General features: G+C 61.3%; 16 protein-coding genes and 2 pseudogenes. 9 read left to right on the forward strand and 9 right to left on the reverse strand.

Features of this window, described 5'->3' with window-relative positions; translation table 11 throughout:
- Nucleotide 1: 1 nt before the first annotated feature.
- A complete protein-coding gene (locus tag J8I87_RS11040; RefSeq protein ID WP_209931486.1) occupies nt 2-253 on the reverse strand; it encodes a hypothetical protein in 252 nt (83 codons plus the stop codon).
- Between the two features lie 675 nt (nt 254-928).
- Between J8I87_RS11040 and J8I87_RS11045 the strand changes: the two genes are divergently transcribed.
- Nucleotides 929-1,957, forward strand: coding sequence for a LuxR C-terminal-related transcriptional regulator (locus J8I87_RS11045; RefSeq protein WP_209931487.1), 1,029 nt, complete (start codon nt 929-931; stop codon nt 1,955-1,957).
- A gap of 65 nt (nt 1,958-2,022) precedes the next feature.
- Here J8I87_RS11045 and J8I87_RS11050 read toward each other — a convergent pair whose 3' ends face one another.
- Both J8I87_RS11050 and J8I87_RS45955 read right to left on the reverse strand, forming a co-directional pair.
- Entirely contained in the window at nt 2,023-2,445 is a 423-nt protein-coding gene (locus tag J8I87_RS11050; RefSeq protein WP_209931488.1) for a hypothetical protein, read from the reverse strand.
- Complete coding sequence (locus J8I87_RS45955; protein WP_209931489.1) at nt 2,442-3,191, reverse strand: hemopexin repeat-containing protein; 750 nt, start codon at nt 3,189-3,191, stop codon at nt 2,442-2,444. Before J8I87_RS45955 ends, J8I87_RS11050 begins: the two co-directional genes overlap by 4 nt.
- A gap of 428 nt (nt 3,192-3,619) precedes the next feature.
- Between J8I87_RS45955 and J8I87_RS11060 the strand changes: the two genes are divergently transcribed.
- The gene (locus J8I87_RS11060; protein ID WP_209931490.1) at nt 3,620-4,444 is read left to right on the forward strand and encodes a helix-turn-helix transcriptional regulator; all 825 of its coding nucleotides are present in this window, start codon (nt 3,620-3,622) and stop codon (nt 4,442-4,444) included.
- Nucleotides 4,445-4,635: 191 nt separating this feature from the next.
- On the opposite strand, the gene J8I87_RS11065 is transcribed toward J8I87_RS11060, so the two are convergent.
- The 4 genes from J8I87_RS11065 to J8I87_RS11080 form a co-directional block, all read right to left on the reverse strand.
- Nucleotides 4,636-5,337, reverse strand: a complete 702-nt coding sequence (locus tag J8I87_RS11065; RefSeq protein WP_209931491.1) for a hypothetical protein — start codon at nt 5,335-5,337, stop codon at nt 4,636-4,638.
- The gene (locus tag J8I87_RS11070) at nt 5,337-5,819 is read right to left on the reverse strand and encodes a glycoside hydrolase family 108 protein (RefSeq protein ID WP_209931492.1); all 483 of its coding nucleotides are present in this window, start codon (nt 5,817-5,819) and stop codon (nt 5,337-5,339) included. The genes J8I87_RS11065 and J8I87_RS11070 overlap by 1 nt, the downstream gene beginning before the upstream one ends.
- A gap of 239 nt (nt 5,820-6,058) precedes the next feature.
- Complete coding sequence (locus tag J8I87_RS11075; protein WP_209931493.1) at nt 6,059-6,499, reverse strand: MarR family winged helix-turn-helix transcriptional regulator; 441 nt, start codon at nt 6,497-6,499, stop codon at nt 6,059-6,061.
- A gap of 20 nt (nt 6,500-6,519) precedes the next feature.
- Entirely contained in the window at nt 6,520-8,415 is a 1,896-nt protein-coding gene (locus J8I87_RS11080; protein ID WP_209931494.1) for an FAD-binding monooxygenase, read from the reverse strand.
- 279 nt (nt 8,416-8,694) lie between these two features.
- Here J8I87_RS11080 and J8I87_RS11085 point away from each other — a divergent pair, with 279 nt between their 5' ends.
- The 3 genes from J8I87_RS11085 to J8I87_RS11095 all read left to right on the forward strand — a co-directional run bounded on the left by J8I87_RS11085 (nt 8,695) and on the right by J8I87_RS11095 (nt 10,769).
- Nucleotides 8,695-8,997: a DUF1330 domain-containing protein gene (locus J8I87_RS11085; protein ID WP_209931495.1), complete on the forward strand. Its 303-nt coding sequence runs from the start codon at nt 8,695-8,697 to the stop codon at nt 8,995-8,997.
- A 135-nt stretch (nt 8,998-9,132) separates the two neighbouring features.
- Nucleotides 9,133-9,504 carry a YciI family protein gene (locus J8I87_RS11090; RefSeq protein WP_209931496.1) on the forward strand — a complete coding sequence of 124 codons (372 nt, stop codon included), beginning with the start codon at nt 9,133-9,135 and terminating at the stop codon, nt 9,502-9,504.
- Nucleotides 9,501-10,769 carry an RNA polymerase sigma factor gene (locus J8I87_RS11095; RefSeq protein WP_209931497.1) on the forward strand — a complete coding sequence of 423 codons (1,269 nt, stop codon included), beginning with the start codon at nt 9,501-9,503 and terminating at the stop codon, nt 10,767-10,769. Before J8I87_RS11090 ends, J8I87_RS11095 begins: the two co-directional genes overlap by 4 nt.
- Before the next feature lie 290 nt (nt 10,770-11,059).
- Here J8I87_RS11095 and J8I87_RS11100 read toward each other — a convergent pair whose 3' ends face one another.
- Nucleotides 11,060-12,466, reverse strand: coding sequence for a sugar porter family MFS transporter (locus J8I87_RS11100; protein WP_209931498.1), 1,407 nt, complete (start codon nt 12,464-12,466; stop codon nt 11,060-11,062).
- A 585-nt stretch (nt 12,467-13,051) separates the two neighbouring features.
- Between J8I87_RS11100 and J8I87_RS11105 the strand changes: the two genes are divergently transcribed.
- From J8I87_RS11105 to J8I87_RS11120, 4 genes and pseudogenes are all read left to right on the forward strand, one after another.
- Nucleotides 13,052-13,540: a cache domain-containing protein gene (locus J8I87_RS11105; protein ID WP_209931499.1), complete on the forward strand. Its 489-nt coding sequence runs from the start codon at nt 13,052-13,054 to the stop codon at nt 13,538-13,540.
- 9 nt (nt 13,541-13,549) lie between these two features.
- Nucleotides 13,550-14,056: a hypothetical protein gene (locus J8I87_RS46285; RefSeq protein WP_209931500.1), complete on the forward strand. Its 507-nt coding sequence runs from the start codon at nt 13,550-13,552 to the stop codon at nt 14,054-14,056.
- A 47-nt stretch (nt 14,057-14,103) separates the two neighbouring features.
- Complete coding sequence (locus J8I87_RS11115) at nt 14,104-14,376, forward strand: hypothetical protein (protein WP_209931501.1); 273 nt, start codon at nt 14,104-14,106, stop codon at nt 14,374-14,376.
- A 406-nt stretch (nt 14,377-14,782) separates the two neighbouring features.
- A pseudogene (locus J8I87_RS11120) lies at nt 14,783-15,010 on the forward strand (DUF3300 domain-containing protein); the annotation flags it as partial.
- 37 nt (nt 15,011-15,047) lie between these two features.
- Here J8I87_RS11120 and J8I87_RS45960 read toward each other — a convergent pair.
- A pseudogene (locus tag J8I87_RS45960) lies at nt 15,048-15,167 on the reverse strand (hypothetical protein); the annotation flags it as partial.
- Nucleotides 15,168-15,446: the final 279 nt, after the last annotated feature.

Consider the following 15,446-nt stretch of genomic DNA (forward strand, 5'->3'; position numbering starts at 1 on the left):
CTCACGCAGCACAATGCTCGACAGTCATCTGCGGAATGTTGGGCAATGCGGGGAACACCCGCCAGCAGCCGTCGTGGTGATGAAAGAAGAAGAGCACATGGGCATTTACGGAATGGCTGGATGAAACGCACACATAGCGCCTTCCGTCCGAGACGGTCCGGCTGAAGTGCGTAACGTGCACGCGTCTCTTTGTCGTCGGCGCCAGCCATTTTTCGACCTGGTAACGAAGTGACTGCTCTTTAGCGGCTTTCATTTCAAACCTCGAATTAGCGGGTTCTCAATGGCACTCATATTCGTGTGCTCGGCGCACCGTTCGAGACGCTTTCAGAGTAGGACTGCGTGAAGCGCACGCCAATCGGCCAGGCGAACTACATCGAATGTCGGGCGAAGCCGCTTTTAAAGCCACGGACTCGTGCGCTGTGCCGTAACGTCTAATTCGAAGGTCGTAGATCACGCTGCGGGCGGCGCGCGCACCGTGCGCTTCGAGGCAAAATTCACGCTTGATCCTGCTATCAGAAGTGCCGTGCGCTGGGCCGCGCTTCGCGGGAAACGCTCCTTGATAAATGGGCATCGAATTAGTACGTTACCTGTTGTGGCACCCGGGCGATCCTGTCGCGATGCGACAGGGCCAGGACGCCCGGTGCGAACTCTGCACGATCCACCCATACCCTTGTTCCCCGTATCGACGAGGATCGCCTGCTGCATTCGTGAACTCAACAAATCGATCATGCCGCGGGACTGGCCGGTCGACGCGCCGACAACTGTCAAAGAGAGTGCAAAAGCGCTTGCTGAATTCCTGCCGGCAGGCGTCATGTTCTGAGGCGGCGTGATCGCTTGCCGGGCCGGCGGCCCGTATAACATTTCGAAGCGAACGAGCAAGATCCGGCGCGAGCGCGATGCGTGGCGGAAAGTTGCGAGACGAGACAGCATGTATATTTTGCTTACGGGACCGGCGGGACTCTTTCGCGAAGGCGTCGAGGCGCTGTTGTGCCGATTCTCGCAGGATGCCGAAGTGCTCGCGTCGAATTGCCTGACGTCGAGCTGGCCGAACGATCGCAGGCCGGACTGTGTCGTCATGGATGGCGACTGTCTGCGCCGTGAGAGCGATGAACTGGAGGCCGCGCGGCGCCACACTCGCACGACGCCTGTCATCGTCCTCTTGAGCAATGCGCAACGCCAGAACGTGGACGACCTGATCGCAGCGGGTGTCTCGGGTTGCGTGGAGAAATCCGCCTCGTCGGAGCTCCTTTTCAGCGCGTTGCGCCTCGCGTTCGCGGGCGGTGTGTATCTGCCGCGCTCGTTGGTCGCCGCGAGCCTGCATGAGCCACTCACGACAGCCGAGGCCGATGCTCCGCGAGGCCTGCCATACCCGGACGCCCATCTGCACCTCACGCCGCGACAGATCGAAGTGCTGGCACTGCTCGCGCGAGGGCGCTCCAACAAGATGATTGCGCGTCAGCTCGATGTCGCGGAAGCGACGGTCAAGACGCACCTCACAACCATTTTCAAGGCATTGAACGTTTCGAGCCGTGGTGAAGCGAGCGCCGTCGCGGCGCGCATGGAAAGAATCCGCGAGGCGCAGGTCAACAAGGCGGTCAACGGACACGTCTCGATAGGCAGGCTGCTCACCAACATGAAAAGCCAGCGCTTCCGCTCGGGCGAGGTGTTGTTTCGCAAAGGCGACGCCAGCGCCGAACTCTTCTACGTCGAAAAGGGCATCGTCAGGTTGAGCGAGCTTGGCCTCGACATGGGCGCGGGCACAGTACTTGGCGAAATCGGGCTCTTCTCGCCGGAGTATCGCCGCACGTCGACGGCCGTATGTAAGACCGACTGCGAAATGAGGACGGTCTCCGCAGCCGATGCTATACGCCTTTACTACCAGGAGCCGGAGTTCGCGCTTTATCTGATCCAGTTGATCGCGAGCCGGCTCCAGGCCGACAACGCGAGGCGCGCATAGCCGCGACGGCCCCACGGCGCTTGGGCGTGCCGGGGGCTTTCTCCAGCGAGCCACGGTGAGCAGGTTCAGAGTCTGCTGACGAGCGCTTCCCAGCGTTGGCCTTGCTGGACATTGGAGATGCGCGCGGTCAGGTCGCCCACGGTGATGACGCCATCACGGTTCGTATCGAGCATCGGATTCCAGCGAAACGCGTCGGCGTGCGGACCATTGGGCGCCGCGATGATCGACGATTCGTCGGTGCCTGGCAACGTCGCCGGAAGAAAGGTCGCCTGATAGAGCCGGCCTGGCGAAGTCAGATTGCCTACGTAAGGCCGGTAGAAACGCTCCACATAAGGCAACTGCTGTTCCGCGCTCAAAAGCTTGAAAGCGTCCGGTCCATCCGACCATCCCAGCCCCTTCAATATATCGGGCATGAACTGGATCAGTCCTGTCGCCTTTCCGTTCGCATTCTGGCTCCACGGCTGCACGCCGCTCTCGCTCTCCATCACGCCGAGGAGGTCTTCGGGCGCGCAACCGAGCTCGTGCAGACCTCCTTCAGTTGCGAAAAGAAGGCGTCGCTCAAGTAAGAGAAGTCCACGCCGCCCGCCGCCGCTCCCGTGCGCGACCAGGATGCGCGAATCGGACTGCCGGCGCGTGCGGCTCCAAGCCCTCCCCATGACGCATCGATGTCGGCGGGAGAACCCGGGTCGATGGAATCCGAAGCGATGTCGTAGCGAAGATATTGTGCGCCGCGAAAGAAATAGACCTTTCCGTTGCCCCAGTTCAGCGCCGTGTCGATCGCGCTGCCGAACCCCGCGGCGTCGAATCCAGGCCAGCCGTCCGCGATGGAAACGGGGTATCCGTCGTCCACCTTGTCCTGGGCCAGGTCGTAGCGGACGTACTGATTCGCCTTGAAGAAGTAGAGCTTGCCGTTGCCCCAGTTCACCGCGGCATCGATATCCGAGCCGAAGCCGGCCTCGGCGAGCCCTGGCCAATTCCCTGCGATCGCAAGGGGGTAGCCTGAATCGACCGCATTGGCCGCGACGTCGTAGCACAGGTACTGCGAACCCTTGAAGAAATAGACCTTGCCCGAGTCGGAATTCACCGCGGCATCGATGCCGCCTTCAAAACCTGCCGCGGAAAAGCCGGTCCAATTGGCGCCGATCGATTTCGGATAGCCGGCTTCCACCGCATCCGAAGCCGCATCGTAGCGGACGTATTGTGTATTGAAGAGAAAGTAGGCCTTGGTGATCACAGCGCACTCCCAGTTGCGATTGCGCGCGTAACCATCACGATGCGCAGTCCGCGCGAGGCTGGCATCACAGCAAGGGTAGGGTGACGTGGGCACGGGAGGTTATGACGATCGTGCGGTTGCGTTGGACGATCGCGGCGGGTTCGCGGTGCTGGATTATTCGTATGCCGCGCGAGACGATAGCGCGCGCCACGGCTGCGCGCGAGGTCAATGGCGCATATGCGACTTTCGATGTAGTCCGTCTGGCCAATGGAAACTGTCTTCGCAAATCATATTCTTTGTTTGAGGGATCGAAGCGTGTCATTAGCGCAGCGGCGTGGCGGATTGCGGCCTGGCGTACCGGCACATCGACCCGGCTATTCCTTTGTGCGGAACCCACTTTAAGCGGCGACCCGGGGTCGTCGTCAGTGGAACATCGGGAGACGTAGCACATGTCGGACGCACTATCGTTTGAAAGCGCATATCGTGCTTGTGAGTTTCTCTGGGTGGACCTGATGCCCGATCCCGGTACGTCGATCCTGAACGCGGTCCGCGATGTATATGACGTGTGCAGGGTACGGGAGTTGAATCATGTGTCGAGCGCCATTCGCCTTCACGCACCGCCCTTCGTCTGCTTCGAGGTCGACGATCCCGATACGCGCGTTTTCGATTCCCTGATGCGGGTGCGCAACGACCATCCGGAACTGCCTGTGCTGGTGATAACAGGCCGTGATTCGATAGTGGTCGCCAAGTGGGCAGTGCGTCTGAAAGTATGGGATCTGCTCGTCAAGCCGGTCCAGCACGAGGAATTGAACGAGACACTATCGTCGATCTCATCGACAAGGTTGGAGGGCGACGCGGCAGGCATGTCGAGGGCGTTGTCCGCGTCGGTGTCACCCGTTCAGCTACCGGGCGACAAACATCGTCCTCTAAAGCGCACGTCGGCGGCTATTGCGCATCTGAACGCACACTTCGCTTGCCGCATCAGTCTTGCCACCGTCGCGGCTGCTTGTCGGCTCAGCCCGTCACAGTTCTGTCGCGTGTTCAGGAAGGAGCAACACGTGAGCTTCGGGCAGTACCTGCTGTGCTTTCGGATGAACCGGGCTCGCGCACTGCTGGAGCGCGAAAACATGCTGGTCAAGGAGGTTGCTTACGCGGTCGGCTTTACGGATCTGTCGTACTTCACGCGATCATTCAAGCGACACTTTGGCGTATGCCCCGCCGCATACCAGGCGGGTGCCCGTCATATCGACGGCGAGAAAGCCGAAAGAGAGTGACGCAAGCCGTGCGCCAGAATCGAGGCGCACGTAATGACCTTCAGTTTGACCTTCAGTTGACCTTCGGTTCGATGCACCGACGCAAGCAATGCGGCGCAAGCAAGCGCATTGCTCGCGCCGCGCTCACCGCTGCCGGGGCAATATCGGCGCAATATCGGCGCAACGTCGCGCTGCGACGTGCGCCGATCTCATCATGATCCTGCGAACACGGGTCCTTGTCCTCCGGGCGCGAGCGGCAAGAACAGTTCGCTGTGAGCGGCTGCGGCCACGGGAACAGCACCTGCAGCGGGTGAAGCGGTTGCTGGCGCCGGTTCGCGAAGCGTGACCGCGCTATTGGATGAAATCGGGACACTGGGCTTGGCGAGAAGTTCGGTCTTTCTCGCAGACCCCGCCGATGTACCGAAGTAGTATCCGATGATGCTCACCCACGCTGTGCCGAGCGACCCGAGAATGACGTTCATCAGATCGCGATTTTCGCCCGGCAGTCCGTGCAGGGCCATCAGGGCCAGCATGCTGAAGAAGCCGGCCGTGACGGCCATTGCCAGCGCTTTCGGCACCCAGTCACCCGTTTTTTCTTCTTTGTCCCGCGCGTCCGCGCGATCTGCCGCTTCGACGCGGGCAAGCTCTATGTCGTGCGTGAGTTGCGCCTGCGCTGCCGTCACGGCCAATTGCTGAAGCTGAACCGCATTTGCACTTTCTGCCTGCCGCACCTTGTCGAGCGCGGCAGGATCTTCGAGTGCGGCGGATACCGACGTGGGATCGTTGGCGGTTCCGAGCACGTGTGACAGGATCGTTGAGGCGGCCGTGACGCCAAGGCCAACGGGGCCGCCAACGAGCCCGGCGAGAAGCGGCGCAGTGCCGCTGATGGTTGATGCAACTTTCGACCAGTCCATTATGCTGCTCCCATTAAGAGGTTCTTGGCCATCCGGTCCATCCAGCCGCGGCTAAAATTCGGCCAGGTGTGAAGTCCCTTCAGATAGCGAACCCGATAAGCCGCGAAGCGCATGACGAATTTGAGCGGATCGGCAGCCTTCACGGCCGCGACGGTGTCGGAGCCGAACTTGCCGTCCGGCTCCGCGCCCGACGCCTTTTGCATCCAGAGCACGACGAGCCCGCCGTTGTAGTTGGCATCGAAAATCTGGAACGCGACACGTGGATCGAATTCGTCGAGCTTGAGCGGGTCCCAGTACTTCGATCTGGCGATCTGCTTCGCCGTTTCGAGCGGCAGGTCCCGCATGGGCCCGGCGTACCCGGACGCGCGCGCGACGCGCGCGGTCACCCCCCACATCGTTTCCCCTCCCGGGTCGGCGGGATTGAACGAATAGCCGCCTTCACTCCCTATCAAGGCCTTGAACGCGTCATCGAAGCTGCTCATGAGTCCACCTCCTCACCGTGCGAAAACAAATAGAACGCACGTGGAAGCCTAACGCGTACTGCGCGCGTGTCGTTAGGACGATTGGAGCTTTTGCTTGCAAAATCGTCGCGCGCAATGACATCGAGCCGCGCGCCCCCGACTATTGGACGAGACTCGTTCACGGGTGCTTCGTGTGCAGTTGCCCGGGTTGCCCGTGGCCGGACCGAGATCGTTCGATACGGCTTCCCGCCGCATCGCGCTTAAGCCTGGGGCGGCAACAATGCCAAAAGCAGACGCCGCAACTCGGCACATTCCCGCTGCGTGAGCCTTGCAGTCAGAATGCGCTCCACTTCCTCGACGCGCGGCCGCAAGGCCGCAAGCTGCTTCTTGCCGGCCGCGGTGAGGAAAAGCACGTAACTGCGTTTGTCGACGGGATCGTCGGAACGTTCGATCAGGCCATTGCGAACCATGCGCGCGACGAGATCGGCAATCGTCGAACGGTCCACGTCGAGTTCATCGCCGAGTTGCCGTTGGTTCACGCCGGGCGATCGTTGCAGGATATCGAGCGCCGCGTATTGCACGCTCGTGATCTCGTTGGAGACTTCCGCGAGCCATACGGCTACATGGCGTTGCTGCGCGCGGCGCACGAGGCTGCCGGTGAACTTCTGATGCGCTTCGGGATGGTCGTGTTTGTTCGGCAATTTCGCAGTGTCGGAATGGGTTAGCGCATGCGGAATATCGGCCGGAAGAACGCGGTCAGTTCCGCGTATGCGTGCAGTGGCAGAACGTGCGCGACGTATTGATCCGGGCGGACCACGACGAGCGCGCCGCGTTCGCGGTCGATGCCGCGCTCGTCGAAGATATCAGTCGCTGCATCGCTCGTAAATGTTTTCTCGTAGTCGACGAGGCCATAGCGTCCCTTGCGCGGGAGCAAGAGGGCGGGCAGTTCGTCGAGTCGCACTTCGCGATGAGGCTGCTGCAACACTGCGCGCAGGTCGAGAACGCTGTCCGCGTCGGCGTCCTTTGGCGTGGCGAGCCGCAAGACGGAATCTGCAGAGGTCGCGAGATGTTCGCACAGCGCATGAAGCGCACTTCGATTCGCGTCCGAGAAAGCATACAGACGCCACCGGCCGTCCGCGCTTGCCGCGTGCCCGAGATGAACGGGCTTCGCATCCGCGACCCGAACGACGGGTGACGAGTGAAAGCGCATTCCGATCGAAAAGCCCTTGGCAAGAGTTTGATGCGTCGCGTCGCCCGTCAGCATGCCCGGACGGTAATGCGTCGCGACGCCTGCCGTATATCGGCCGGCGCGAACGAAATACGCCTGAAGCTCCGTGGGATCGACGCCGCCTGCTTCGGGCCGGTTAGGGTCCTTCGGCGGAGCAGCCATCATCGCCGACCACTCCTTGTCGAAATCGATCAACTCCTGCGCGATCGGTTGACGCTCATCGGAGTACGTGCGCAACAGTTCGACGTCACTGAGTCCACGCAGAACCTGGCCGATTTTCCAGCCGAGATTGAACCCGTCCTGCATCGACACGTTCATGCCCTGGCCGGCCTTTGCGCTGTGCGTATGACAGGCGTCGCCCGCGATGAACACTCGAGGATCACGAGACGTTCCGTCGGCTGCGACGGCGTCGTCGAAGCGGTCGGTCAGACGCTGTCCCACTTCATAGACCGAGAACCACGCGACTTCTTTCACATCGAGTGAATAAGGATGCAGGATGTGCTGCGCGGTCTGTACGATGCGATCGACCGTGGTCTGTTTGATGGCGTCGCGGTTGTCCGACGTGACCTCGCCAAGATCGACGTAAAAGCGCACAAGGTAGCCTCCTTCGCGCGGAATGATCAGCAGATTGCCCTTGCCCGCGGACTGAATGGCCGCTTTCAGCCTGATGTCGGGAAAGTCAGTCACCGCAAGTGCGTCCATCACGCCCCATGCATGATTGGCCGCGTCGCCGCGCAGCGTTTGACCGATCGCGGTGCGCACGAGACTGCGGGCGCCATCGCAACCCACGACATAGCGCGCACGCAAAGTCACTGTCTCATCGAGCCGTGCTTCATCGGTGCGGCGCAATGTGACACGAACGGGATACTCGCCGCTATCGTCGCGCTGCACATCGACGGCTTCGAAACCGTAGTCCGGTTCGATGCGTTGCGCTGAGCGCCGCATCACATCGAGCAAATAGTCCTGCACACGCGCCTGATTGACGATCACGTGCGGAAACTCAGACAGGCCTGTTTCGACATCCTGAACGCGGCCAGTGCGTTTGATGGCATCACGGTTCTGCGCATCCGGTCGCCAGAATACCGTTTCATTGACCCAATAGGCTTCGCGCAACAGGCGATCGCTGAGCCCGAACGCATTGAACATCTCGACGGTCCGGCAAGCGACACCATCCGCCTGTCCCATCAGCAACGGTCCGCAACGACGCTCGACGATGCGCGTTCTGATCGACGGGAACTGTGACAATTGCGCCGCGAGCACGAGTCCTGCAGGACCGCTCCCGACGATCAGCACGTCGACGGCATCGGGCATCTCATCGCAACGCGCGTTTTCCGCGGCTGGTTCGATGGTCGGGTCACCGACACGGAAACCGTTGAGATGAAATTGCATGATGTCTTCCTCCAGTCTGTGCGCGTAACGGTGATCGCGAATATACTCCGTACACCAACTATTGAAAAGCACTTCGTATGAGGATGGATGTTTACCCTGGTCTCACGCACGCTGAAAATGCTGGGCAGAACCTTGAGAGGCGCTCCTGCTTGACGCAGCTGTTACGGAGGTCATCGAGGTGACGGGGTTTGCGGTCGGTTCTATACTGCAATTCACGGTGCCGACTGCGATACAGCGTGATGGTCGGCGGTGGAACTACACCATGCGAGGGATCGTGCGATGGCTGCCTACCTGATCGCCGATGTCGATGTAACTGACGCCGCTCTTTTCGAAGAGTACAAACGCGAGGTGCCTGCCACCGAGGTGCGCTACGGCGGAAAATATCTGGCTCGTGGTGGGATGACAAAAGTTCTCGAAGGTGACTGGCAACCGCATCGCCTTGTCATCGTGGAATTTCCGGACATGGATTCCTTGATGCGTTGGTATGACTCCCCCGAGTACGCCCGTCTCAAGGCGATTCGTGAGCGATGCGCGAAGACGAGGATTATTGCGCTAGAGGGGATTGCGCCCATTTCGTCGTAGCATGCGGCCCTGAATAAGGGGGATTCGCTGTCCGCGATTTTTTTCGACGCCGCCTGTCCGTCAGCATGCGGGCCGCGCGTCATTGTGATGGCGGCCCAATGCACGGGTCCGCCGCGACCCATGACGGAGGCTCATATGCAATACCTGTTGATGATCTATTCAGAAGAAAACGGCTGGAATCAGATGACGGATAGCGAGCGGCAGCAAGGCGTGGCGGCGTATCAGGCGTATACGGAATCGCTAAAGAAAGCTGGGGCGCTGGTAGGCGCCAACCGGTTGCAGCACACGAACACGGCGACCACGGTGCGGCTCGTCGATGGCAAGCCGCAGGTGCTCGACGGACCCTACTCCGATTCGAAGGAGCAGCTTGCCGGCTACTACCTGATCGACGTGCCGAACCTGGACGCGGCAATCGCCTGGGCGTCGCGTTGTCCTGGTGCAGCGTACGGCACGTTGGAAGTACGCCCTGTCTGGACCGCCCCCTACGATGCGCCATCTGCTGCATGAGTCTGTCCGGCGGCGACCGTTACGCTGACGATGCCGCGCATTCGATTGCCGAGGTGATCGCTCGCCGCAGCTACGGCAAGCTTGTCGCGCTGCTGGCGATGCGCACGCGCGACGTCGCCGCAGCCGAGGACGCACTCGCCGACGCGTTCACGGCCGCGCTCGCGGATTGGCCCGAGCGCGGCTGTCCTGCGAACCCGGAGGCATGGCTACTGACGGTCGCGCGCCGCCGGGCGATCGATGGCGCGCGCCATCGCCGTGTCGGCGACGAAGTGGCGAACCAGCTCACGATTCTCGCCGACGAGATCGACGAGCGTGAAGCAGGCGCGCTACCCGACCGGCGGCTTGCGCTGCTGTTCGCGTGCACGCACCCCGCGCTTGACGCGGCGATTCGCACGCCGTTGATGTTGCAGGTGGTGCTCGGACTCGAAGCGAAGACGATTGCGTCCGCGTTCCTGATGTCGCCTGCCGCGATAAGCAAGCGCCTCGTGAGGGCGAAGAACAAGATCCGCGCCGCGGGCATTCCGTTCTGCGTGCCCGAGCGCGAGGAGTTGCCCGGCAGGCTCGCCGCGGTGCTGGAAGCGGTCTATGCGGCGTACACGGAAGGGTGGACGGACCCGGTCGGAAGCGATACCGTGCGGCGCGATCTCGCCGGCGAGGCGCTGTTTCTTGCACAACTGCTCGTCGAACTGCTGCCCGACGAGCCAGAGACGCTTGGTCTGCTCGCGCTGATGCTGTATGCGCAGGCGCGGCGCGATGCGCGACGCGATGCGGCGGGCGACTACGTGCCGCTATCGGCTCAGGACCCCGCGACATGGAACGCGCCGATGATCGACGCAGCCGACGCATTGCTGCGGCGCGCGAACGCGTTCAATGCGATCGGACGCTTTCAGCTCGAAGCTGCGCTTCAGTCGGCGCACGTGTACCGCTGCCGGACACATCGTTCGAACTGGGACGAGATCGTGCAGCTTTACGATGCGCTGCTTGCGATTGCGGCTTCGCCCGTGGTCGCGGTGAACCGCGCGCTCGCGCTGGCGGAACGGGATGGCCCGCAGGCCGCGCTCGATGCGCTCGCGCCGTATGCGGACGATCCACGGCTCGCCGACTATCAGCCGTACTGGGCCGCGCGCGCCGATCTGCTCGCGCGTGCGGGAGCGAGGACGGAAGCGCTCTGCGCGTACGATCTTGCCATCGGCCTCGAACGTGATCCGGCCGTGCGCCGGTTCTTGCAGCGCAAGCGCATGGAGCTGTCAGCGGCGAGCGGATAGTGCGGCGACTTGCGTTTGACACGCGAGGTCTCACAGCCAGGCATTTCGCTGCCAGCCGTGACCCGTCGCCGAGGCCAATAGTCTGGCCGCATTGATTCTGATCGTATCCACGACACAGCTCGTCAGCTGGATCGACGCGCGCAGCTTCGAGCCTGGCCCCGCACGTTCGACATTGCATCGCGCAACGGGCTCAGGACATATTGCGCGACGCGGCCCGCGCGTTGTAGGTGTGCCGTTCGAGGCGGCTGCTCGCCATTGGCAGAACGCTCGCCTTGACGCAGAACGAATCGCTAGTTCCCGTTGCCCAGATCACGCAGGCGCTTGCCGGCCATCAGGTCGTTACCCAGCTTTTCGAGCGAGACACCGCGCGTCTCGGGTACGTAATAGAACACGACAATTGCGAAGATCACGTTGAGGATCGCATACAGCACGAACGTGTTGGCTTCGCCAACCGTGGACAACAGGCTGAGAAACGTGGCCGCGACGGCCATGTTGGCCACCCAGTTGACCAGCGTCGAGACAGCGATGCCGAAGTCGCGTCCTTGCTGGGGCTGGATCTCCGAGCAGAGAATCCAGACGAGCGGTCCGGCGGACATCGCGAAGCCTGCGATGAAAAGCAGAAGCGCCGCGACGGCGAGAATCTGTGCCGCGAGACCCGCTATCCCCGCATGCAGAAGAAGCCCGAGGGAGCACATCCCGAATGCCATGACTGCGCATCCCGCATAGAGAATCGGCTTGCGGCCCCAGCGATCGACGAAGGCGATTGCCCCAAACGTTGCCAACACATTGACGAGTCCGACGATGACGGTAGCCCACAGTTGCTGCTCATGGGTCGCGAAACCCGCCAGTTCGAAGATGCGCGGAGCGTAGTACATCACGACATTGATGCCCGTGAGTTGCTGAAAGACCTGTAGCGCGATGCCCAGCAGCACCGAACGACGAAAGTTCGGGTTCGTTCGCAGCAGGCTCCATCCCCGCTGGGGCCGCGTGTTGTCGCCGTTGACCTGTTCGAGTTCGGCTTGAACGTCGGCGCAGTTGCCGTAAAGGCGCTGCAGCACGGCGCGAGCTTCCCCGGCGCGGTTTCGCTGAAGCAGCCAGCGCGGACTGTCGGGAAGGGCGAGGACACCTGCGAGGAAGACCGCGGCGGGGATGGCGATCACGCCCAACATCCACCGCCAGTCGGCCACGTACGAAAGGCCTATGTTCGACAGGAAGGCGGCCAGAATCCCGACTGTAATCATCAGTTGGTACGTGGAGATCATCGCCCCGCGCACCTGCCGTGGCGCTACCTCCGAAAGGTACAGCGGCGCGGTGAAGGACGCCATGCCGACGGCAAGACCCAGCAGCAAACGGGCTTCGATCAACTGCGTCGGGCTACCGGCGAAGCCCGACCACAGCGATCCCAGCATGAAGAGTATCGCCGCCAACGCAAGCGCATAGCGGCGTCCGACGCGCCACGACAGCCAGCCGGCACCCAGCGCGCCGATCGCCGCGCCGACCATCATCGAACTGACGATCCATTCCTGCGAGCGGTCGTTCAAGACAAAATGCTTCGCGATAAAGGGCAGCGCGCCCGAAATCACGCCGATATCGAGGCCGAACAGCAGCCCGGCAAGCGCTGCCATGAGGCAGACGAAAAGACCATAGCGTTTCGATCTCGAGTGTGCGAGGACACGGCTGTCAGCGAGAGTGCTCATCTAAGATGTCTCCAGGTAGCTCTTTTGAGCGATCAGGGCGCGGTCTGGCGTTCTCGATCCAACCGTCCCAACTGCGTCAATGATCGAACGCGAGAATTAGCGCTGGATGAGGGCGCTCCGAAGGGAATCTGCGGCTGCGAATCGCGATCGGCGCGTAGGGGGCAGCGCTTGACAAGGCGTCGGCTCGCGAAAGCGCGCGCGGCCGCGAATCGGGCCTTTTGCGGGTTTGCGCCGTTGCCTCGGCGCTCAGCGCGCGAGCAGCGCCTTTGAATGAGCAGCTACGCAAGTACCTTGGTTTGGCAGAACATCGCGCGCGAAGGTCGGGAAATACGCTTCGCGGGCGAGCGGGCAGTCGCGCGACCGTCTGCGGTGCGGCCCTGCGGCGCGGTGTGCCAGTCGCCCATTAGATGCGGGAAAACGACTCTGGCTCGGCCGTGCTTCGTGCACTAGTCTTTGCATACACAGCAGGCGCTTCACCTCCACAAGCCGCTTCGTGCAATGCCGGGAGTGGCCTGTCATGAAGCGCCACGGGAAGAGCGCACGATGTACGGAACAGCGCTGAACTCGGCGGCTGGAGATAGTGCTATGAATGGCAAAGCTCTCGTTACCAGCACCTTGCTACTGGTTGGAATATTCTGCCGCGCGGCGCCTGCATTCCCTCAGTCATCTCCGCCGACTTCCGATGCTGCAACACAAACGGAGGCGCTCGTCGACAAGGCCGCGGCGTTGATCGACAGTGAAGGCAAGGCCGCGTTTTCGCAGTTCCGAATCAAAGGCAGCGAGTGGTTCCATGGGGACACGTACCTGTTCGTCTACGATTTGAAAGAAAATGTCTTGTTGAATCCGGCCTTCCCAGCGCGTGAGGGGACCAACGTCAGGGGGCAGAAAGATACCAACGGCAAACCGTTTCATGACGCCATGATCCAGACGGCTGAGACGAAGGGATCGGGCTGGGTCGATTACATGTTCCTGAGACCGGGACAGACTCAGCCGTCGCACAAATGGACCTACGTGAAGGCAGTCAAGATTAACGGAGTGCCAGGCCTGGTGGGTTCGGGCTTCTATTCGGAGTAGGTTCCGGAGGTGGTCGGTCTGCAAGAGAGCGCGCATCTCGACATCGGGCGAAAGGAATCATTCGCACACCCGTCAATATTTGATGTCCCTGGCGGCCTGACGGCCATGCTGCTTGGTCTGTCGTTTATCTTGCCGGCAATGCGCGTTACTTTGCTGGTTGGCGGCCCGACAATCCTGCTTCGTGTGGCGAGCGCCCTGACGTGTTTCCTGCCGAACGTCACGCCCTGCACGGCGTTGCTGCGCCTGCTCGGTTGCCCACGAATTCCCGGCAGACGCCGCCAGAAAGATCGCGGCGAGCGTAGCGGCGAACCCTCGATTTCGCAAAACCATGATGCGATCTCCTTGTACGTGGCGGTGTGGCGCAATGCCATATCTTCCATGTCATCGTCGTTTGTGCCCCATGGAATGAAGGGTATTGTAATCTCGCGTCGCCGTCCGGTCACAAGCTTCAACGCCGCCCAACCGGACATTGGACCAAAGTCCAATACAACATTCCATTCAACGCGTATAGGCTGAAAACGCTCTGCGGGCACCTAACGACGCGCACCTACCATGGGGGCATTATGAAATCCAAAATTGCGGCCGTAGCCACTGTTTCTTTCGCGCTGTTATCGCCTTCCGGCATCTGGGCTCAAGAAAGTTCTGGAGCGAGCTCATCGACAGCTTCTCAACACCCTGATGAGATCGTCAGAATGCACCAGCAGGTCGCTGCGGCCAATCGCGAGTACAACCGGGAAGTGGCGGCTGCAAAGAAGGTCTACGACCATAAAAAGGCTGAAGCCAAGAAGAAGCGCGACGCTGCTATTGCAGCAGCACATAGTGGCACGACCCAGTAGACGCTTTTTCAATCCGTGTGTTTGTCAGCCGCCCGCTCGATGGCCGGTGTCGACCTACGGTCTATACGAAGGCGATTACGGGGAATCTCGCCCACACGTGACGCGTGTGGCCCTCGTTTCGGCACTCAGCGTCTGATCGGGCGGCGCGATCGGCCGCGAAGTGACGATAATGGCAGACGTCGCTTCCGTCGATCGAAGGCAAAACCCGTCACGGTGAAAGGCCCTGCAGGCAGCGATGTCGACCTCGTCGTTGAAAATCCCAACCGGCTGAAAAATATCCGTAAGGGTGATCATGTCGAAGTGGTGTACACGGAAGCTGTCGCCATTTTGGTAACGTCGGGCACCGGGCAGCATTGCGAGCGGTTCGATTGCCGCATCAGAACGAGAACGATCGAAAGGAGGGCTCATGGCAGCCTGGAACGGCCGACATGCGAGAGTCCTCCTTTTGTGGCTGCTTTTCCTGTTGGCGATGCCCGCCCGCGCAGACCGCGGTCCCGAGACGCCTGCGGCGTTCAAGCCGGAGGAACTCGAGGCGCTGGTCGCACCGATTGCCCTCTATCCGGACTCCGTGCTTGCGCAGGTTTTGATGGCATCGACCTATCCGCTGGAGATCGTGCATGCCGCACGCTGGGTAACGCTATAGCGCACGTTAAGTGGTTTGCGTCGCTTATCTATGGCTTCTTGATGCATGCGATACGATAGACGCCGTCGTCGACTTCGACCCCGTGTGTATCGTGAGTAAAGCCGGGGAAGCGCAAGTCGAACTGTTCGAGTGCTTTCAGATAGCCGAGTCGTTCTTCGCGGATCTCCAGGATCCTTATGCAGTGCGCGCAAAGCGCTTTGGCCAACTCCATGCGCAACTCTGGCGGTCGTCCTCTCCTGATATCCAGCGTCATCAACGAAACACGCACGGCTTCCCGCCGGACTCCGTAATGCGCGATACGCCACCGGCACTGAGCTCGCGTATGGCCACGCTGATTCACCTGATATCTGACAACATTCGTGAATAGGCGCGAGCAGCTTTTTTCTTTTCCACCGGGTAATGGTCGTTGCATCGAGTTGCAGGTAAC

The organism is Paraburkholderia sp. LEh10 (assembly GCF_017814945.1).
Lineage (GTDB): Bacteria > Pseudomonadota > Gammaproteobacteria > Burkholderiales > Burkholderiaceae > Paraburkholderia.